General features: G+C 57.1%; 25 protein-coding genes. 12 read left to right on the plus strand and 13 right to left on the minus strand.

Going from position 1 to position 19,562, the window contains the following annotated elements:
• The 6 genes from G3M63_RS12125 to ccoN form a co-directional block, all read right to left on the minus strand.
• Positions 1–516, minus strand: a complete 516-nt coding sequence (locus G3M63_RS12125; RefSeq protein ID WP_150300970.1) for a FixH family protein — start codon at positions 514–516, stop codon at positions 1–3.
• Positions 517–520: 4 nt separating this feature from the next.
• A complete protein-coding gene (gene ccoG, locus G3M63_RS12130; RefSeq protein WP_150300969.1) occupies positions 521–1,933 on the minus strand; it encodes a cytochrome c oxidase accessory protein CcoG in 1,413 nt (470 codons plus the stop codon).
• A gap of 126 nt (positions 1,934–2,059) precedes the next feature.
• Positions 2,060–2,980 carry a cytochrome-c oxidase, cbb3-type subunit III gene (gene ccoP, locus G3M63_RS12135; RefSeq protein ID WP_150300968.1) on the minus strand — a complete coding sequence of 307 codons (921 nt, stop codon included), beginning with the start codon at positions 2,978–2,980 and terminating at the stop codon, positions 2,060–2,062.
• Positions 2,977–3,168, minus strand: coding sequence for a cbb3-type cytochrome c oxidase subunit 3 (locus G3M63_RS12140; protein WP_150300967.1), 192 nt, complete (start codon positions 3,166–3,168; stop codon positions 2,977–2,979). Before G3M63_RS12140 ends, ccoP begins: the two co-directional genes overlap by 4 nt.
• 7 nt (positions 3,169–3,175) lie before the next feature.
• Positions 3,176–3,784, minus strand: coding sequence for a cytochrome-c oxidase, cbb3-type subunit II (ccoO, locus tag G3M63_RS12145; protein WP_150300966.1), 609 nt, complete (start codon positions 3,782–3,784; stop codon positions 3,176–3,178).
• 11 nt (positions 3,785–3,795) lie between these two features.
• Positions 3,796–5,223, minus strand: a complete 1,428-nt coding sequence (ccoN, locus tag G3M63_RS12150; RefSeq protein WP_150300965.1) for a cytochrome-c oxidase, cbb3-type subunit I — start codon at positions 5,221–5,223, stop codon at positions 3,796–3,798.
• A gap of 376 nt (positions 5,224–5,599) precedes the next feature.
• Between ccoN and G3M63_RS12155 the strand changes: the two genes are divergently transcribed.
• Positions 5,600–6,235, plus strand: a complete 636-nt coding sequence (locus tag G3M63_RS12155; RefSeq protein WP_163983287.1) for an alpha/beta family hydrolase — start codon at positions 5,600–5,602, stop codon at positions 6,233–6,235.
• A gap of 3 nt (positions 6,236–6,238) precedes the next feature.
• Here G3M63_RS12155 and G3M63_RS12160 read toward each other — a convergent pair whose 3' ends face one another.
• From G3M63_RS12160 to G3M63_RS12170, 3 genes are all read right to left on the minus strand, one after another.
• Positions 6,239–7,969, minus strand: a complete 1,731-nt coding sequence (locus tag G3M63_RS12160) for a methyl-accepting chemotaxis protein (RefSeq protein ID WP_371923454.1) — start codon at positions 7,967–7,969, stop codon at positions 6,239–6,241.
• A gap of 163 nt (positions 7,970–8,132) precedes the next feature.
• Complete coding sequence (locus G3M63_RS12165) at positions 8,133–9,416, minus strand: TRAP transporter large permease (RefSeq protein ID WP_163983289.1); 1,284 nt, start codon at positions 9,414–9,416, stop codon at positions 8,133–8,135.
• Positions 9,417–9,431: 15 nt separating this feature from the next.
• A complete protein-coding gene (locus G3M63_RS12170; RefSeq protein WP_163983290.1) occupies positions 9,432–10,022 on the minus strand; it encodes a TRAP transporter small permease in 591 nt (196 codons plus the stop codon).
• Positions 10,023–10,259: 237 nt separating this feature from the next.
• Here G3M63_RS12170 and dctP point away from each other — a divergent pair, with 237 nt between their 5' ends.
• The 8 genes from dctP to G3M63_RS12210 all read left to right on the plus strand — a co-directional run bounded on the left by dctP (position 10,260) and on the right by G3M63_RS12210 (position 16,175).
• The gene (dctP, locus tag G3M63_RS12175; RefSeq protein ID WP_163983291.1) at positions 10,260–11,411 is read left to right on the plus strand and encodes a TRAP transporter substrate-binding protein DctP; all 1,152 of its coding nucleotides are present in this window, start codon (positions 10,260–10,262) and stop codon (positions 11,409–11,411) included.
• 178 nt (positions 11,412–11,589) lie between these two features.
• Positions 11,590–12,684, plus strand: a complete 1,095-nt coding sequence (apbC, locus tag G3M63_RS12180) for an iron-sulfur cluster carrier protein ApbC (RefSeq protein WP_163983292.1) — start codon at positions 11,590–11,592, stop codon at positions 12,682–12,684.
• 83 nt (positions 12,685–12,767) lie between these two features.
• Positions 12,768–13,334: a dCTP deaminase gene (dcd, locus tag G3M63_RS12185; RefSeq protein WP_150300958.1), complete on the plus strand. Its 567-nt coding sequence runs from the start codon at positions 12,768–12,770 to the stop codon at positions 13,332–13,334.
• Between the two features lie 88 nt (positions 13,335–13,422).
• Entirely contained in the window at positions 13,423–13,638 is a 216-nt protein-coding gene (locus G3M63_RS12190) for a hypothetical protein (protein ID WP_163983293.1), read from the plus strand.
• Between the two features lie 373 nt (positions 13,639–14,011).
• Complete coding sequence (locus G3M63_RS12195) at positions 14,012–14,440, plus strand: universal stress protein (RefSeq protein ID WP_150300956.1); 429 nt, start codon at positions 14,012–14,014, stop codon at positions 14,438–14,440.
• Positions 14,441–14,617: 177 nt separating this feature from the next.
• Entirely contained in the window at positions 14,618–14,866 is a 249-nt protein-coding gene (locus tag G3M63_RS12200) for a DUF2789 domain-containing protein (protein ID WP_150300955.1), read from the plus strand.
• Between the two features lie 90 nt (positions 14,867–14,956).
• Complete coding sequence (locus G3M63_RS12205; protein ID WP_150300954.1) at positions 14,957–15,148, plus strand: CsbD family protein; 192 nt, start codon at positions 14,957–14,959, stop codon at positions 15,146–15,148.
• A 232-nt stretch (positions 15,149–15,380) separates the two neighbouring features.
• Positions 15,381–16,175 carry a CAP domain-containing protein gene (locus G3M63_RS12210; RefSeq protein ID WP_256669802.1) on the plus strand — a complete coding sequence of 265 codons (795 nt, stop codon included), beginning with the start codon at positions 15,381–15,383 and terminating at the stop codon, positions 16,173–16,175.
• A gap of 91 nt (positions 16,176–16,266) precedes the next feature.
• Here G3M63_RS12210 and G3M63_RS12215 read toward each other — a convergent pair whose 3' ends face one another.
• Both G3M63_RS12215 and G3M63_RS12220 read right to left on the minus strand, forming a co-directional pair.
• A complete protein-coding gene (locus tag G3M63_RS12215) occupies positions 16,267–16,548 on the minus strand; it encodes a peptidylprolyl isomerase (protein ID WP_150300952.1) in 282 nt (93 codons plus the stop codon).
• A 71-nt stretch (positions 16,549–16,619) separates the two neighbouring features.
• Positions 16,620–17,240 (minus strand): flavin reductase family protein, encoded by a 621-nt coding sequence (locus G3M63_RS12220; protein WP_163984259.1) that lies wholly within the window; start codon positions 17,238–17,240, stop codon positions 16,620–16,622.
• A gap of 79 nt (positions 17,241–17,319) precedes the next feature.
• Between G3M63_RS12220 and G3M63_RS12225 the strand changes: the two genes are divergently transcribed.
• The 3 genes from G3M63_RS12225 to G3M63_RS12235 all read left to right on the plus strand — a co-directional run bounded on the left by G3M63_RS12225 (position 17,320) and on the right by G3M63_RS12235 (position 18,541).
• Entirely contained in the window at positions 17,320–17,595 is a 276-nt protein-coding gene (locus tag G3M63_RS12225; RefSeq protein ID WP_163983295.1) for an ORF6N domain-containing protein, read from the plus strand.
• Between the two features lie 89 nt (positions 17,596–17,684).
• Positions 17,685–18,062, plus strand: a complete 378-nt coding sequence (locus tag G3M63_RS12230; RefSeq protein WP_163983296.1) for a DUF6152 family protein — start codon at positions 17,685–17,687, stop codon at positions 18,060–18,062.
• Positions 18,063–18,067: 5 nt separating this feature from the next.
• Entirely contained in the window at positions 18,068–18,541 is a 474-nt protein-coding gene (locus G3M63_RS12235) for a DUF6644 family protein (RefSeq protein WP_163983297.1), read from the plus strand.
• A gap of 42 nt (positions 18,542–18,583) precedes the next feature.
• On the opposite strand, the gene G3M63_RS12240 is transcribed toward G3M63_RS12235, so the two are convergent.
• Both G3M63_RS12240 and G3M63_RS12245 read right to left on the minus strand, forming a co-directional pair.
• Positions 18,584–18,748 carry a hypothetical protein gene (locus G3M63_RS12240; RefSeq protein ID WP_163983298.1) on the minus strand — a complete coding sequence of 55 codons (165 nt, stop codon included), beginning with the start codon at positions 18,746–18,748 and terminating at the stop codon, positions 18,584–18,586.
• Between the two features lie 93 nt (positions 18,749–18,841).
• The gene (locus G3M63_RS12245; protein ID WP_163983299.1) at positions 18,842–19,471 is read right to left on the minus strand and encodes a bifunctional 2-polyprenyl-6-hydroxyphenol methylase/3-demethylubiquinol 3-O-methyltransferase UbiG; all 630 of its coding nucleotides are present in this window, start codon (positions 19,469–19,471) and stop codon (positions 18,842–18,844) included.
• Between the last annotated feature and the right edge of the window lie 91 nt (positions 19,472–19,562).

The raw sequence follows: 19,562 nt of genomic DNA on the forward strand, positions 1-19,562 counted from the left end.
CTATCGGGGGGACAATGTGTAGGACTGGCCGGCCGCGAGCGTAAGTTCATCGGTGAGGCGCCAACCATCGTCCCCGGCCAGAAGCGGATCACTCAGATCGACGTAGTGTCGCCCTTCAAGCGGGCTCTCGAGCTGACCGGCGTACTGGCGTGCGCCGACGCGTCTAAGCGTGACGGTGCGGTCGCGCTCTGCATGGGTGGGCGACATGATGTCGAACTTCAGCTCGGAGGGCGCCACATCGAGGTCGCCGTCCAGCTCCAGGCTAATCTCGCGGGTAAGCTCGTCAATGCTGAACTCTGCTGACAGGTTCAGTTCTTCGGCCATATGGTCGCGCCCCAGATGCATGTTGATTGCGCGACCTTCCTTGTAATAGTTGTCTCGAACCATGCTGTCCTGGTTGATGATCGACACGTACAGCAGGCCGAGCCCGAGCACGACCGAGAGGCCGAGAATGCTAATGATGAACCAGGGCCAGAACTGCTTGTACCAGGGTTGAATATCGTCGTCTTCGTGCATCGGTTTACCTTAAAGTGGGGCCCATGAAGCGGCTTTCTGCTTCAGCGCTGATGTCCGGATCGTTCAATGCGGTTACCTGAAAAGTCACCGGCATATTGGTGCCTTCCATGGAGGCGGGATCCAGCTGCACACTGACTGGAAGCTGGAGCATCGAACTTGGCTGAACAGTCAGGCGGTTCTCTGCCAGCTCGAGCGTCAGCCCAGGTTGCCCTTCAACTGCCAGCGTATAGGTCTGCTCTTCCTGGCTCTTGTTGAACAGCTTGATGATATACACGTTCTCGATGTTTCCGCCTCGTGCCTCTCGAAACAGAACGTTACGGTCGCGTTCAACGTCCAGCGATACCTCAGCCATGCTGGCCACGGTGGCAATAAACAGGCCGATCATGATCAGCAGAGCGGCACCGTAGCCGAACAACCGCGGACGCAATATCTTGGTCTTTTCGCCGGCAAGGTTGTGCTCGGTCGTATAGCGGATCAGGCCGCGCGGATACTCCATCTTGTCCATGACTTCGTCACAGGCGTCCACACAAGCGGCGCAGCTGATGCACTCGAATTGCAGGCCGTCGCGGATATCGATGCCGGTCGGGCACACCTGCACGCACATGCTGCAGTCGATACAGTCGCCGAGGCCCACGGAGGCCGGGTCCACCCCTTTCTTGCGTGGACCACGTTGCTCGCCACGATTGGGGTCGTAGGAGACGATCAGCGTGTCCTTGTCGAACATCACGCTCTGAAAGCGGGCGTAGGGGCACATGTGAAAACACACCTGCTCACGCAGCCAGCCGGCGTTGATATAGGTGGCGGCGGTGAAAAAGAACACCCAGAAAGCCGCCCAGCCGCCGATCTCCAGCGTGAAGGTATCGATCACCAATTCACGGATCGGGGTGAAATAGCCGACGAAGGTAATGGCGGTGGCGATGGAGACGGCCAGCCATATGCTGTGTTTGGCTGTTCGTCGTGCAAATTTGTCGGCACTCATCGGCGCCTTGTCGAGCTTGATGCGCGCGTTGCGTTCACCTTCGGTGACCCGCTCGGCCCACATGAAAATCCAGGTCCAGACGGTCTGCGGGCAGGTATAGCCACACCAGACCCGTCCAGCAAATACGGTAATGAAAAACAAGCCGAAGGCGCAGATGATCAGCAGAAACGACAGCAGAAAGAAATCCTCTGGCTGGAAGGTCGCGCCAAAGATGTGGAACTGTCGGGCCGGCAGATCGAACAGCACGGCCTGACGCCCGTTCCATTCAAGCCAGGCCGTACCGAAATACAGCATGAACAGCGCTGCGATACCCGCCTGACGTACCTTTTTGAACAGGCCAGTATAGGAGCGAGCATGGATTTTCGGGCGCTTGGCATACAAGTCGTACGTTTCCACCTTGCCCGAGGTTACATCTTTGACTGGGATCTTTTGAGTCATCTGAGCCTTGGTCGTATGGGAGGGGGGGAAACCCGGCCGGAAGAGGATCCGGCCGGGATGGCTTTCCGCACGCATAGGGTAATGCGGGGAGGCGCGACGTACTATGCGACCAGAAGTCGCAACCGCTTACCGGCCTTTGGGGCGGCCAGTGTCAGTTACTTCACCGTCTTCCTGGGACAGGCTATAGACGTAAGACGCAAGCATGTGGATCTTGTCTTCACCCAGATGCGCTTGAGCAGGCATGTTGCCGTTGCGGCCGTAGCGTAGCGTGTGTTGAACCTGGAGCATGCTCGAGCCGTACAGCCAGATATCGTCAGTCAGGTTGGGCGCGCCAAGCATCGGGTTACCCTTACCTTCCGGACCGTGACAAGCGACGCAATTGGTCTGGAACACTTTCTGGCCTGCTTCGAGGTCGACGTTTTCGGTTTCCAGGCCGGCCAGGCTGCGCACATAACCTGCAGTATTGCGTACGCCGGCTTCGCCAATTACCGCCAACCATGCCGGCATCGCCGCCTGGCGGCCCTCACGCAGAGTAGTCTTGATCTGATCGACGCTGCCGCCCCAGATCCAGTCATTATCAGCCAGGTTCGGGAAACCAAAGGCACCGCGCGCATCAGAGCCATGGCAGACGGAGCAGTTGGTAGCGAACAGACGCTGACCGATGCGTACCGCATCTTCGTCGCGGGCAACGTCCTCGACCGGCATATCGACATAGCGGGCGAAGATTGGCGCGAACTGTTCCTCTGCGCGTACTACTTCGTCCTGGTACTGCTCAATCTGGGTCCAGCCGAGGAGGCCTTTCCATTTGCCCATACCGGGATACAGCACCAGATACACGACGCTGAACACGATAGTGGCAATGAACAGCATGAACCACCAGCGGGGCAGGGGGTTGTCGTACTCTTCGATACCGTCAAACGAGTGGCCTGTGGTCTGATCAGTCTGGTCTGCCTTCTGACCCTTGCGCGTGGCGAACAGCAGCCAGGTGATAAGGATAAGAAAGACCGTGGTGAGGGCGATGATATACCCACTCCAGAAATTACTCATTTGTCATTGCTCCTGGTGTCATGCTGCTCACGGGCCGTTTTCTCATCGTTTTCTTCATCGGCGAAGGGCAGGTTGGCCGCTTCGTCGAAATCCTTTTTCTTGTATGAGCTGTAGGCCCATATCACGATGCCGATGAAGGCCACCATTGCGAAGATGGTGGCTATGCCGCGGAGAGTGTTGATATCCATTGGTTGATTACCTGCGGTCGGACAGAACAGTGCCGAGATGCTGCAGATAGGCGATCACAGCGTCAATTTCGGCGACGCCCTGAACCGCTTCCTCTGCACCGGCAATGTCTTCATCGGTGTATGGCACGCCCAGAGTACGCAGAACTTCCATCTTGCGGGCAGTGTGCTCGCCGTCCAGAACGTTATCCTGAAGCCATGGATAGGACGGCATCTTGGACTCGGGAACAACATCACGGGGGTTGATCAGGTGAGCACGGTGCCAGTCATCGGAGTAACGACCGCCTACGCGGGCCAGGTCAGGACCGGTACGCTTGGAGCCCCACAGGAAGGGGTGCTCCCAGACGCTCTCGCCGGCTACCGAGTAATGACCGTAGCGCTCGGTTTCTGAGCGGAACGGGCGAACCATCTGCGAGTGACAACCCACACAGCCTTCGCGGATATATACGTCCCGACCTTCAAGTTCTACCGCGGTGTAAGGACGGAGTCCTTCAACCGGCTCGGTGGTCTCTTTCTGGAAGAACAGGGGTACGATCTGAGTCAGGCCGCCGAAGCTGATCGCGAAAACGATCAGCACTACCAGCAGCCCAACATTCTTTTCGATAATGTCGTGTTTCATCTATTTAATCCTCAGACCATCTGCGCTGCGGCTTCAGCTTCGGCCGACTCGGACTGGCGAACAGTGCGCCAGACGTTGTAAGCCATTGCCAGCATGCCGATCAGGAAGAACGCGCCACCAATCATGCGAACCACGAAGCCGGGGTGACTGGCTTCCAGTGCTTCTACAAAGGAGTAGGTCAGCGTGCCGTCAACGTTGACTGCGCGCCACATCAAGCCCTGGGTAATACCGTTTACCCACATCGATACGATGTACAGAACGGTACCGATGGTTGCCAGCCAGAAATGCGCGTTGATCAGGCCCACGCTATACATCTGTTCGCGGCCAAACAGCTTCGGAATCATGTGGTACAGCGCGCCGATAGAGATCATGGCTACCCAGCCCAGAGCGCCGGCGTGTACGTGGCCGATGGTCCAGTCGGTGTAGTGAGACAGGGCGTTGACCGTTTTGATAGCCATCATCGGGCCTTCAAAGGTGGACATGCCGTAGAACGCCAGCGCTACTACCAGGAAACGAAGAATCGGATCGGTACGCAGTTTGTGCCAGGCACCTGACAGGGTCATCATGCCGTTGATCATGCCACCCCAGCTTGGAGCCAGCAGAATAAGCGACATCACCATGCCCAGCGACTGTGCCCAGTCAGGCAGAGCGGTGTAGTGCAGGTGGTGCGGGCCGGCCCAGATGTACAGTGCGATCAGTGCCCAGAAGTGCACGATCGACAGACGATAGGAGTAGATCGGACGATTGGCCTGCTTGGGTACGAAGTAGTACATCATGCCCAGGAAGCCTGCAGTCAGGAAGAAACCAACCGCGTTGTGTCCGTACCACCACTGCACCATCGCATCGGTCGCGCCGGCGTAGGCAGAGTAGGATTTGAACAGGCTGACAGGCATGGCTGCGCTGTTAACGATGTGCAGTATCGCAACAGTGATGATGAAAGCGCCGTAGAACCAGTTGCCTACGTAGATGTGCTTCATCTTGCGCTTCATGATGGTGCCGAAGAACACCACTCCGTACGAGACCCAGACCAGCGCAATCAGGATGTCGATCGGCCACTCAAGTTCAGCGTACTCCTTGGTGGACGTCATGCCCATAGGGAGGGTAATGACCGCAAGCACGATCACTGCCTGCCAGCCCCAGAATGTGAACGCAGCCAGGCCGTCGGAGAATATCCGTGCCTGGGAGGTGCGCTGAACCACATAATAGGAGGTGGCCATGAGGGCGCAGCCACCAAACGCGAAAATGACCGCGTTAGTGTGCAATGGACGCAAGCGTCCGAAACTCAACCAGGGCAGGTCAAAGCTGAGTTGAGGCCAGACCAGTTGTGCGGCGATAAAAACGCCTAATGCCATACCTACAATACCCCAGACCACCGTCATGATGGCGAACTGGCGTACTACCTTGTAGTTATAAGCTGTCGGAGTGGTAGCTGTGCTCATGCGAGATTCCACGGATAGCAATGGGTTAAGGGGGGGCGAAGCGGCCGCAAGTATGAGGAAACGCTGAACTCTTTGCAATGACGCAGGTCAACGTTGGCGGTTGTCCGCGACCTCTCTGGCGCGGTGCCGGAAGCGCATAAAACCGGGGTTTTACTGCGTCCTCGAAAGCGGCCTTGCCTGGATCAAACGAGATCGTACAGAATGGAGCCAGCAAGCCGGCCCGTATGGTTTCGGGGCTCGTTGGTACCTCGCCCGTATTAGTTTTTCTAGATGCTCTGGACGGACTAAAGGGTAATCCCGCACGATCCGCATGTGAACCCTTCGATGGTTATGCAGCTGTGACATCTTGTCGCATTACTGACAATCCGGAATCCTTATGTCCGCCTCCTTCATATTCAATCAGCCTGAAGTGCCACAGCTTTCTGGAACCCTGTTACTGGCCCATGGTGCCGGAGCGCCGATGGACAGCCTGTTCATGGAGCTGTTGGCGCAGGGCATAGCAGGCGTTGGACTAAAGGTAGCGCGTTTCGAGTTTCCCTACATGGCGGTTCGTCGAGAAGACGGCCGCAAGCGACCGCCGAATCCTATGCCGGTCCTGCTTGATGCGTTTCGGGGGGCTTACAGGGAGTGCCGAGCCGATACTGACGGACCGGTATATGTCGCTGGCAAGTCGATGGGCGGACGTGTGGCCAGCATGCTGGCCGATGAACTGGGTGCCGATGGGCTGTTGTGCTTCGGCTATCCCTTTCACCCGCCGGGTAAGCCGGAAAAGACCCGCGTCGACCATTTGCGCACGATCGCGACACCTACCCTTATAATTCAGGGTACCCGCGACCCCTTTGGCAAGCCTGACGAAGTCAGCCGATATGCGCTGGGCAACCAGGTCGCGATCCACTGGCTGGACACTGGCGACCATGACTTCAAGCCTCTGAAAGCCAGCGGCCAGACGCAGCAGGCGATGATCGGCCAGGCCGCGACGGCCTGCTTGCAGTTTGTTGAAGGACGCGGGTAGCGGCTAAATCCCCAGCGCCGTGGGCAGAACGGCCGCCGACATGGTTCCCCAACGCCGCCCGTTCACCTCGATCGGTACATACAGCACAAACACAATGGTGGAAGTGCCGGGCAGTACGAAGGTGCCCATATTCATATAGGTGCACGACGTCAGGAAGTGCAGATCGGCAGCGTTGGTGACAGCGAAGCGTTTGAAGTTGCTGCGCGCAGCATCAACCTTCGGGTCTCCGGTAGCGGGCTGTGACGACGCGCTGCGGCTGGTCGCCAGATAGCCCTTGTCATTGACCGCCGCCATATACACGATGCCGTCCTTGCCGCCCTGGTCCCATTCGTCCAGCAGCGGACGGACCTGTTTGATGAAGGCGTCTGCCCAGCTCACGTCATGCTTGGGCGGGTTGGTGCCGGCAATTGGTGTGTAACGCTGATCGAACAGGTCGACGCCTGCACGAGCCAGATCATTCAGCCGGCCCTGCAGTTCGTCCCTGCGCTGCATAAGCCGCTGGGTAACTCCCTCCATATTACCTTCACCGAGACGGAAGCCCGCCAGCGATCGCAGGGTGAAGTGAGTGTTGTCGCGCAGAGCGTCGGCCTGGCTGAAGGTGTCTTCCATGCATTTGCTGATGGTGACGCTAAGCTCGCGAATTTCGCCGCCGTGCTTCAGTGTCTCGGCATTTGTCGCGGTAAGTTCTTCGAGGGCGCTGCTGACCATCAGCAGGTCATCATTGGCTTGCTGGAAATCTTCCACCATGGCATTGAACTGGTCGGCTGCGGTGCTGACGGCCAGTCCGGTGGTTTCGGTCTGTTCGAGCATGCCGAGGGTCTGCTGCTCCGCTCCTGACATGGCTTTGGTCATCTGCTCCATGAGCTGCGTGATCTGCTCGGCGGCACTGCCCACCTTGAACGAGAGACTGCGCACCTCGTCCGCAACCACGGCGAAGCCGCGGCCCTGTTCGCCGGCGCGCGCCGCTTCGATGGCCGCGTTCAGCGCCAGCATATTGGTTTGTGCGGAGAAGTCCTGAACCGTATTCAGGATTTCCCGAATTTTGGTCGAGGTGGCAGTCAACGCGTTGATGTTGCCTTTAAAGCCATTCATCGACTCGCTGACCAGCTGCATGTTCTGCCGCGCATCGCCCATCTGCTGTTTCGATTCGCGGGCCAGCTCAAGGTTGCGCCTGTTGACTGCGGTAATGTCGGACGCGCGAGAGGAAATATCCTGCAGCGCGACGGTCGTCTGCTCGCTGGCGTGGAATATCAGTTCGGATAGCTGCTGCTGGAGACCCGCATCCTTCGCAGCTTTTTCTGCCAGCAGGCGACTGTTCGCCGATGCCAGAGCGGTTCGCAAGCTGCTGGTTTGCAGGTCGAGCATAACCGTGCGTAACCGCTCGTTCAGAGCATTGAACATGCGGGTAGCTTCGTGCTCCTGCGAACCGCTCGACTCGAGCTGGCGCAGGTCGATCTGCTTGCTGTTGGTTACGGCCAGACGGCCCACCATATTACCTGCATCGTCCTGGTTTGAGCGCGACTGCAGAATCAGATAGAGAGCTACCGGGGTAAGAAGAACGGCCATCACCAATAGCACACCATCGGCTAGCCATATCAGTGTGCCGGTGAAGAAGAGTTGGCAGAGACACAACGCCAGACAAATGCCCGCTCGGGACATACGGGGAAGATTCGGTGCAAGGCCGTTCTTGGGTGCGGTTTCCGTCGCGTTCATAATTTCCTCATAACGCATCATGGGTTGCGTTTTCTGCCTATCAAGCAAGCGATACCGCTGATTGGGTTTCGCCACTATATAGACATATCGGCAGGCCAGGAAATAACCGAAGGGGAGAGAGCGTGATTTTTTTGTTATGCGCTACGAGACCTGAGGGCAATGCCGGGCTCTGGTTAACGCGCCCTCATGAATCAGACAATGAGGGCAGCCAGAGTGATATCTGAGGGAAGAATATCAACAGAACGGTGGCCAGCAGGAGGATGAAAATGAAGGGTGGCGTGCCCTTGATAACGTCAAAGTAGGGGCGCCGGAAGATGGCCATTGCAGTGAAGATGTCGCAGCCGAACGGGGGCGTGGCGGAGCCGATCGCCGCCTGCAGGGTCACGATAACACCTACATGCACTGGGTCGAGTCCGGCTGCGTCCACAGCGGGCTTGAACAGAGGGGTGAGAATCAGGATGACCACGATGGGATCGACAAACATGCAGCCAATAAAGAAGGAGATCGCGATCAGCCCAAGCACCAGCAGCTGACTGTCACCGATCGCCTCGATTATCGGCCCGAGTATCGCCTGGGGTATGCCGGCGAACGAGATGGTATAGGTGAAAGCCGTCCCGGCTGCTACCAGAATGAAGACCACGGCCGTGATCAGACCGGTCGAAAGCGCTACATCCCAGATCTCGCTGATCTTGACCGCACGCAGAATGACGATCTCCAGCACCAGCGCATAGAGCACGGCAATAGCCGCCGCCTCAGTGGGACTGAAAATGCCTCCGTAAATGCCGCCGACCACAACCAGCGGAAAGCCCAGGGGCAGTACGGCCTTTTTCATTGCTGCCCAACGAGTCGCCCAGCCGGAACGGGGCTCAGGCGCAATACCCATGCGTATAGAGGCTGCCCAGCAATAGACGGAGAACATCAGCAGAATCAGCAAGCCGGGCAGGATGCCGGCAATGAACAGATTGCCGATCGAGGCGCCGGATACCACGCCATAGATGATCATGCCGATACTGGGTGGAATCAGCAGGGCGATATCGCTGGCATTGATGATCAGAGCCAGGGAGAAACTGTCGGAATAGCCTTTTTCGAGCAACTTTGGCCGCATCGGTCCACCCATTGCAACGACGGTGGCCTGGGTCGAACCCGAGACTGCTCCAAACAATGTACAGCTGGCAGCAGTGGTAATGGGCAAGCCGCCACGCAAATGGCCAACGAAGCTTTGCACCAGATCAAGCAGGCGCTGGGAAGTGTGGCCTCGGGTCATTACATCGGCAGCGAAGATGAACAGCGGAACGGCGGCCAGTGCCCAGGACTGAACGCCACTGATCATCTGGCCCATCAGCAGGCTTACGTTGTTCATGTCCAGCTCGAGGAACAGCAGCATCAGGCTCGCTGCGAGCAGCGGAACCAGCATGGGGAAGCCAAGCAGCAGCAACACCACCATAACGATGACAGTAAGGGTCAGCATGGATTGATCACCCGTCTAGAGGGCTGAGTCGGGTACTTCATCGTAAGCTTCTTTCTCATTGAATGACCGGTAGATGCCCTTGGAGATCATGTTGCGTATCGCAGTGAGCCAATACTGAATGCCCGCCAGAGCAAAGCCCACCGGCGCCATGAGGTAGGGGATCCACAACGGGATTTGTAAGGCGGAAGAGGTGCGGCCGCGACCGTGAATGGCCATAACATAGTCCCAGGCGTGCCAGGCGAAGAAGAACATCAGTGCGCCGGTCGACAAGGAAATGGTGACCAGCAGAATCTTGCGGGGCGTGCCCTTGAGCTGGTCGTAGAAGGCTGACATAGAGATGTGCCGGGCGCGTCGAACGGCATAGCCCAATCCGGCGAAGGTCATGATGATCAGACTCATCTGAGTCAGTTCCACCTGACCGGTTACGCCGGTTCCCAGCAGCTGGCGCCCGAGAACATGAGCAATCAACAGACCCGCCAGAAACAGCACGCTGCAACCCAGTATGGTTTTCTCGATGTGTTCTGCAATTCGATCCAGGGCGCGCAGAGCTTTGCTCAGCAACGCCTTGAACGAGTGGTTGTCCGACCTGTCGGCAGGCTCGGGCATCTGTTGATCCTCTCCATGGCCTGGTCAGGCACTACCCGGGCGTAAATATTAACGTCGGGATATTTACTTTCATTCTGTAGTCAATGCAGTGGTAACTGGCCACGTTGCACCGACTTCGCGTCCAGTTTCCTTTTTTGACCTTAACTCATGATTCGGGTTTTTGCACGACGTGGACATATGACGACCTTGTGATAAGGTTAAAAACGGTTAAGCAGAACAATCGATAAGGAGCGTTCCATGAACTGGCGTAATGGAGTAGTTGGGGCAGCAGCCCTGGTATTGGCGGCGTGTGGCTCAGATGAGCAAGAAACAGCCGAAACGGGCCCTGAGGCACAACCGGAACCCGGCCAGGTCGAGGTGTGGCGAATTGGTCTGGAAGAGATCGAAGGCAGTGTCCAATACGAATACGGCGCGCAGTTCGCGGAACTGATCAGTGAGAAAACAAACGGCGAAGTCGAGGTGGAACTGTTTCCTTATGGTCAGCTTGGCGGTTTGACTGATATTTATGATCAGGTCCAGGCAGGCTCGATCGAAATGGCATTTGGCTCGGGCTTTCTCGGTGGTACTGTTCCTGAATCGCAGTTGTTCAGCCTGAACTTCGTGCTGACCGATGACGAAAAGAAAAATGCTGAAGTGCTCAATCATCCCGATTTTCGCAAGCATTCCGCTCTTATCGAAGCATTCAATGAACGTGATCTGCACCCTTTAGCAATCGTGCCGGAAGGCTGGCAGGTCTGGACTGCGAACACGGCAATCCGTACGCCTGAAGATTTCCAGGGCCTGGCCATTCGCACCATGGATAACCGTTTGCTGAACGAAACATACAGCGCTTATGGGGCCGACCCGACCACCATGGAATATGGCGAGCTATATAGCGGCCTGCAGTTGGGCCAGCTTGACGGCAACATTCAGCCGGTATTCGCTCACCAGGAAATGGACTTCTATCAGGTCCAGGATTACATGATCTTCGCCAACCAGGCGCAGTTTATTGCCACCTTCATGGCCAATCAGTCGTGGTACGAGAATCTGTCTGACGAGCGCAAGGATCTTATCGAAGAAGTAGTGGTTGAACTGGTGCCATATATTCATGACGTGCAGACGCGTCTGAACACCGAGCGCCTGGATATCATTACCGAGAACAGCGATATCGAGCTGATTTACCTCACCGCCGAAGAACGAGCAGCATTCCGCGAGCGTAGCTTGCCGGTCCGCGATGTCTTCGTTGAAATGGTCGGCGAGCGTGGTGAAACACTGCTTAACGCACTGCTCGAGCAAGTCGGCGAAGAGCCACAGGACGAGCAGCCCGAGGCTGCTCAAGAGCCTGAACCTGAAGCTGAAGCGGGCGATCAGCCTGAAGAGGCAACAGAAGAGCAGCCTGAAGCGGCTTGAAGCGTTTAGATCTGCGTAGCTTCGCAGGTGTTCGATCAAGGCCGGCGCACTTTCTCGTGCTCCGGCCTTTTTCATGAGTAAAGCATTGATGTGCGCTGTCATATTCGGCACAGCGCTTCCCTGGCTAATGTTCAGTCAGTAGCATACAAATCTGAAACGTCACAGCATTGGATACCCCATGACCGCTATAGATCGTCCCGCCATCAAACGTGCCCTTGCTCAGTATCAGGATCCCTATACACGTACGGATCTCGTGAGTTCGGGTTGCCTCAAGCAGCTGGATATAGAAGGTGGCAAGGTCACGGCGGAGGTGGTGTTGGGTTATGCGGCGGCCGGCATCATTAGCGGAATTGCCGAAATGCTCAGGGTCGCCGTTGAAAACGTGGACGGCGTCGAATCGGCCACTATCAATGTGCGTTGCGATATCGCCGCCGCGCCTGCGCAGGGTTCAGTGGAAGCTCTGCACAACGTGAAGAATATTATTGCCGTGGCGTCAGGCAAGGGCGGTGTGGGCAAGTCCACTACTGCCGCCAACCTGGCACTGGCGCTGGCCAGGGAAGGTGCCCGGGTCGGTGTGCTCGATGCTGATATTTATGGCCCGAGCATGGGTCTGATGCTCGGCCTGCCGGAGGGCACCCGCCCTGAAGTGCGTGAAGAAAAGTTTTTTATAGCGCCGACTGCCCATGGTATCCAGGTGATGTCCATGGCCTTTCTGGCCGATGCCAAGACGCCCATGGTATGGCGTGGCCCGATGGTCTCCGGTGCGCTGATGCAGTTACTGACGCAGACTGCCTGGAACGATCTGGATTACTTGGTCGTGGATATGCCGCCGGGCACCGGGGATATTCAACTGACCCTGGCGCAGAAGGTGCCGGTCACGGGGGCTGTTATCGTGACCACGCCACAGGATCTGGCCTTGCTGGATGCCAAGAAGGGCGTCGAGATGTTCCGCAAGGTGAACATTCCGGTGCTGGGCGTGGTGGAAAACATGGCGGTGCATGTCTGTTCCAATTGCGGCCATGCCGAGCATCTGTTCGGTGAAGGTGGCGGTGAGCGGTTGGCGGACGAATACGATGTCGACCTGCTGGCCTCGATGCCCCTGTCAATGATGATTCGCGAACAGGCAGATGGCGGCAAGCCCACCGTCGTTGCCGAGCCGGACAGTCAGATAAGCATGCTCTACCAGGACATTGCCCGGCACGTCGGGGCACGTATTGCCCAGCGCGCCGGACAGGCTCAGGCTGCTCCGACCATCAGTGTCAGCGACGATTGATAGCGGCTTGCCTGTTGACCTTTTGTCGACAGGCATAACCGGCTAAGATACGGCACCTTTTCTGGTCTAAAGCAGGACACTCCATGAGCATTAAATCTGACCGCTGGATTCGCCGCATGTCCGAAGAGCAGGGCATGATTGAGCCCTTTCTGGAACGCCAGGTGCGTGGCGAGGAAGGCAGCCGGGTAATCTCCTATGGTGTATCCAGCTACGGCTACGATGTGCGCTGCGCGGATGAATTCAAGGTTTTCACCAATATCCACTCGGCTACCGTCGATCCCAAGCATTTTGATGAAGACAGCTTCGTCGATATCAAGAGCGACGTCTGCATCATTCCGCCGAACTCCTTTGCACTGGCGCGTACCGTGGAATACTTCCGTATTCCTCGCAATGTACTGACCATTTGTCTGGGCAAGAGCACCTATGCGCGTTGCGGCATTATCGTCAACGTCACTCCGCTCGAGCCTGAATGGGAAGGTCACGTCACCCTCGAATTTTCCAACACTACTACCTTGCCGGCGAAGATCTACGCTAACGAAGGCGTAGCGCAAATGCTGTTCTTCGAGTCCGACGAAGTATGCGAAGTGTCGTACAAGGACCGGGGCGGAAAGTATCAGGGCCAGCGCGGCGTGACTTTGCCGCGCGCCTGAGCACGGCCTTCCACCATCGTCTAGTTTGTTTATCGTGCCGAATCACGCCATGCTGAGTTGAAACAACAATGCATGGTGTGAGGTAACTTTGAAAATCTTCCGTACTCTGGGCTTCTGCTTCCTGTTCATCATGGTGCCGCTTGGTGGGCTCCTGGCCGCGTATCCCAACGAGATTGCCAACGCCGTGTCGTCAATCGCCGGCACTACCGTCAGCCGCGGTGCGCTGGGTATAGCCTTTCTGTTTATCGCTGCAGTCTGTATGCGAGTCGATATAGGCATCCGGCGTCGTCACGCTGAGATGTAGCGGCTGTATCTCCGCTGCTGTCCACCCACCGCCTGCCGGGACTCCGCAAGACGGCATGAACCCTTCCCTGGGGGCTTGATGAAAACATCCCTGTTTTCAATTCTTGCCCCACCCTGCCAGCCGGCAGGCTTGATCAGCCATCGGAGTGATGCGGCGCATTATCCTGTATTGGGGTGTGTGCCATCCGGCAACTCAGATATTTGGCTCGCGACAGCTGATTTCGGAGGTAGCCTGTGGAAGCTGCATTGCTGTGTTGTTGGTCCGCACAATCAATCTCGTCAGGCATATTGATTGAGGTCAACCCGAACGTGATATGTCGGTGCCAGAATGACTATAGTGACAGGGCCAAGATCAACAAGAACGAGGAGAAGTTATGCAGACGGTACTGGTGCCATTTGACGGTTCGCCTTCAGCCAAGCGTGCCATTCAATATCTGGTGGATTTTTCAAGGGAATACCCGCAAATAAAAGTGCATGTCTTGAACGTGCAGCCTGGTCCCAAGCTTTATGGCAACTATGTATCCGCCACGATGCTCGAGCAATTGAATGCCGGAGCGGAGGATCATGCGAAGGAAATCGTAGCCGAAGCGGCGAGCCAGCTGGAGGCTGCGGGTATCGCCTGCGTGACACATACCGCCGTCGGAGAGATTACTTCCGAGTTGGTTGAGGCAGTCGCTCGCCACGGATGCGACACCGTGGTAATGGGTACGCGGGGTATGGGTAGTTTGGGCAACCTGGTGATGGGCTCTGTGGCCACACGTGTGGTTCACGACTCCCCGGTTCCGGTCCTGCTGGTCAAGTAGATCGCCTTCGGTTCCTTCCAGCGAGGCGGATCGAAGGGAACCGATATCACCGAATGACTCTCTACTGGTTAGAGCCTGCTGATGTGTTGCTCGCAGCGACAATACCTCAGCAGGCCCTGGGTTAACCAAGCACGCGACCTGGAGCCGCTAGTTCCGGCGCCTGACAGAGGAGTCACCATGGAACTGCTCAATAAAGACCTGAGCCTGCTATTTGAACAACTGGGCCTGCCATCCGACCAGGCCAGCATCGATGCATTCGTTGCCAGTCACTATCCGCTACCTGATGACGTGAAAGTTTCCGAAGCGCCATTCTGGAACGAATCCCAGGCAGCGTTCCTGAAAGAATCCATCATGGACGATGCAGACTGGGAGCCTGTGGTCGATGAGCTCAACGTCTTGCTGCATGAGAATGAGCCCCACCATTGAAACTGTTTATGCACCGCGAGTGAACTGTTGTCGGTTATCAGGATCGACTCTATGTACACCTCGTATTTCCAGCACAAGAGAGACATGATTATGGGAAGCACAAGTGACAAGCTCAAAGGCAAGGCTAACGAAACAATGGGCAAAGCCAAGCAGGGCGTAGGTGAAGCGACCGACGATCAGGAAACCAAAGGCGAAGGCAAGCTCCAGGAAACCAAAGGCGAAGCACAAGGCGTGAAAGGTGAAGCCAAGGACAACCTCAAGAAAGGTGTCGACAAGGCCTGAAGCCTGCTGCAGTCAGCTGCAAGCGAGCAAGCCGGGAGCATAAGCTTCCGGCTTTTTGCTTTTTGGCGCGAGAGTATTTGGCTACGACCCGTTGTCCAATCTCGCAAGACGGGCGATAGGGAAGAACACACTCATGTTCTCAGAGTCGGGTGCTTCGGCACATAGAAGGTCCAGCGCTCTGCACAAGGCAGCCTCGGTTTGCTTGCTGCCTATGACGCTGCTGAGCCCTGTTTTGGTTGCTGATGAAGCTGACGAGCTGATCAGCTTGATTAACCAGTTCCGTGAGTCGCAACAAACCTGTGAAGGGCAGCGGGTTGGTCCTGTCGGCCCGTTGACGCCTGACCAGACGCTGTCCGGGATTCGGCTGAGTCAGGGCGAGCAGTTGCAATCGATGCTGCAGCAGGCGGATTATCAGGCCGCTGGCGCTCAGGCACTGGCCTTTTCAGGGCCCTCCGACGCCGAGATGGCGATGCGCATGATAGATGAGCGCTATTGCAGTGCGCTGCTTGATCCGGACGTGGCCGATATTGGCGTTAGCCGGGAAGGTAATAACTGGCAAATCATCCTGGCGCAGCCGTTGCTGGATGATGACCTGGGTGACTGGCAGGAAGCCGGAAAGGCCGTATTGGCCCGTGTGAACGAGGCCCGCAGCTCGCCTCAGACCTGTGGAAACACCGAGTACCAGGCGGCGCCAGCGTTGCAGTGGGATGCCAAACTGGCAGCCGCCGCCCTTGAGCACAGTGAAGATATGGCAGAGCAGGGCTATTTCAGTCATACCGGCAGAGACGGCAGGCAGGTTGACTCGCGCGCCAGGGATCACGGCTACCAGTACAGCCGCATTGGCGAGAACATCGCAGCGGGGCAGGGCGCAGTCGAACAGGTTGTACAAGGATGGCTGGCCAGCCCGGGACATTGTTCCAACATAATGGAATCGTCCTATACCGAAATGGGAGCGGCGTATGCCTTGGGCGGCGACGGCGAGGGCACTATAGTCTGGACCCAGGTTTTCGGCACACCGCTGAGGTAGCTTCGTGCGGAGTATGCCGCTGCCCGGATCTGTCCGGGCTCGCCGTCATGCGGTCGAACCCGGCGCGCCGAAAAAAAGAGGCCGGCGCTGATCAGTCCTGGCGGCTGGTGACTTCCAGCAGATGGTATCCGAATTGCGTTTTTACCGGTCCCTGAACTTCGTTCACAGGCGCGCTGAATACAACGGTGTCGAATTCCTTGACCATCTGACCAGGACCGAAAGTCCCAAGGTCACCGCCCTGGCGGCTTGACGGGCAGGTGGAATTCTCGCGGGCAACCTGTGCGAAATCAGCGCCGCCTTCGATGGCGCTCTTCAATTCGATACATTTCGCCTCGGTCGGAACCAGGATGTGACGGGCTGTTGCTTGGGCCATGAAATGTGCTCCTGTTAATGGAAGGAAGCAGGGTACCCTAACCACCCGTGTCACGGAAACCGGTACAGGCGCTATGTTGGCCTGGTCATGCGAAACAGCGAGTCGGGATGTATCGAGAAGTAATCTGCCGGTCCGCCCCCGCGCAATACATGTTCTGCAGCGGCGGTATCGTAAACCCCTTTGCTGAGCATCCGGCTGGCTATGTGTACCGCGACGACTTCGCCCAGAATCAGCCAGCTGGGAACCAGACTTTTATCGGCACGCTGTAACTGGATGATCTGGGTTACCTTGCATTCAAAGGACACAGGGCTTTGCGCTACCCGCGGCGGCGCGATCAACCGCGATGGCGCTTTGCTTAACTGGCCCAGGTCGAACTCATCGACATCGGGGGGCACCATGGCACAGGTCTGGTTCATGGCTTCTGCGAGCGGTTGTGTGACCAGGTTCCAGGCGAACTCTCCAGTCTGCTCGATATTGTTCAGGCTATCCTTGCGGCCCACACTCGAGAAGCCAACGATGGGCGGTACGTAATTGAATGCATTGAAGAAACTATAGGGTGCCAGGTTTACATTGCCGGCAGCGTCGCAGGAAGATATCCAGCCTATGGGGCGCGGTCCGACGATGGCGTTGAAGGGGTCGTGCGGTAAACCGTGGCCTTTCGCCGGCTCGTAATAATGGAACTCATCCATCAGGCTGCCCTTTGGTCTGGTTGAATTGCTTTAACCTATCACATGCGCATCAGCGTCAGGTCATGGCTGTCGAGGGAAGTAAATGGCACGCATTAATCCGATCGAATATGCAGGGCAAGCGACCTTGAGCTTCAAACAGCTCGACGAACTTAACGGCGTTGAGAAGGGCACTGCGTTCCGTGCATTCAAGCGCCGGCGGGAGCAGCTGGTCGAGCAGATCGATTTCTTCTACCTGAATGCTGCCGAGCATGCCGCGTTCATCGAGTCGCTCAAGGCGTCCGGTCAGATCTACCGCAGCACCAATCACCTGGTGCTGTTCAGCCGCAATGGATATCAACGTCTGCTCGGTCTCGGCTGACTGAACCCCATCCTCATTCAGCTCCTATACTCAATGCAGCAATGCCGTGATCAGATTGACTGGTCCGGAAAAAAAGAGGAGGGAGTGAAATGTTCAATCGATTGCCATACATCGCCACGGTTGCCGCAGGGATGTTGTTCGCGTCAGGAGTAGCGGCACACCACGGCTGGTCATGGGCCGAACCCGAACAGATGCAGCTTACCGGAACGGTCAAAAGCGTCAGCATTGCTCCGCCGCACCCCTCGCTGGATATCGAAACGCAGGACGGTGAAAGCTGGCATATCCAGCTCGGAAATCCAGCCGGAACCGCGCGTTCCGGTTTTGATCAGGACTCTGCTGAAGCCGGGGACGAGATAACCGTCGTGGGCAATCGCAGTCAGGACCGTTCCGAGCTGCGGATGAAAGCTGTCCAGGTCACCGTCGAGGGTAAAAACTACGTTATCTATCCAGAGCGTGTTGAGCAGTAGCGGCGATGCCGGAATTCTGGACGGCAGTATCCGAATTGCCACCAGCAGCCTGGATACGTCATTCAGGAACGGCCTATCTGCTGGTCAACGCCGCCCATATTCTTTCCCTGGCGTATCTGGTGGGTAACATTCTTACGCTGGATCTTCGTTTGCTCGGAATCTTTCGCGCCGTTCCGCTGGATGTGATCGGGCCGATGCTTTCCCGCAGTGCGGCCTGCGGCCTGCTTCTGGCGATGTTCACCGGAGCGTGGTTGTTCAGCGTTGATCCCTTCGCCTATCTCGACAATCCGGCGTTTCTCACCAAGCTATGTCTGGTATTGCTGGGCGTGGTTAACGCTGTCTGGCTGCACAGGTGTGATCGTTGGCGTGCGGCCTTGGCGTTGGGTGAAGCCGACCCAGTCGTGCGTCTGCACGCAGTGGCTTCCATCAGCGTCTGGTTAGGGGCGGTCGTCGCGGGTCGGTGGATAGGGTTCATCTGATCCGTGTCGATGAACCCTGACCTTTTCGTAGGTTGTGTCGGATCAATGGCGGTCGTCGATACCGTCATCACCTTCGCCGGCCTCGTCGTAGTCCGGATCCTCGCCAGGGCCGCCTTCCCCTGCATCGTTCATGGTGATGTCGGGCTCATCCTGTGACGGTTCCGGGGCTGAGGGCTTTTCGTCCTCCGGTGCTTTTTTGTCGATCATTGTGGTTATCTCCTAATGGTTCAGCTGGTGTACCGATTGGAAATACGAAGCGCGGCGAAGTTCAGCTGAGCCTGTACAGGCGCCAGGCAAAATTCAGAACGGCTTGCGCCACACGCTGGCCAGCCAGGGCTGCTGTTCACGGGGCAGGCCAGCGGGTCGGTAATAATGCTCCAGTTCCGCCATGTCAGCCTGATTCATCAATTTGCGCCAGGTTTCAAGGTCGTAATAAGCACCATAACGCTCGCCATTCCAGCCCTCTTCGTTGTGCCCGCGGGGATTGGAGCTGAACAGCACGCCTCCGGGCTTCAGGCTGGTTCTGAGCTGACGCAGGACACTCGGTAATGCCGCGCTTGGCACGTGAAACAGCACCGCATTGGCGAATATGCCGTCGAATCGTTCTGCAGGTAAGTCCAGCGCCAGGAAATCCTGAAGCCAGACATCACAGCCGCTACTGGCCCGGGCCATCTCGACGAAGCGAGGGCAGCCGTCGAGCCCGACCGCCTGGTGACCCATCTCGACGAAGGTGCGCAGGTCTCGCCCCGGGCCACATCCGAAGTCGAGGATCTGCAGCGGGGCATCAGCTTTGATATGGCGCAGCAGCGCATCGATATTCTGGCGCACATCATGATCACGAGTGCCTGCCTCGAACTGTTCAGCCTGACGCTGGTAATGGCCGAGGGTCACGGCACTGATTCTGGAAAGCTCTTCGGTGCTGGATGTCATACAGGAATCTCTATCGACGGTCGGGTATATCAAGTCTACCCAAGCTGATGCCCGAGTCGATTGTGCTTGGTCGAAACCCGAGGAGGAGGGT

It is taken from the genome of Pseudomonas sp. OIL-1 (assembly GCF_010669185.1).
Lineage (GTDB): Bacteria > Pseudomonadota > Gammaproteobacteria > Pseudomonadales > Pseudomonadaceae > Halopseudomonas > Halopseudomonas profundi.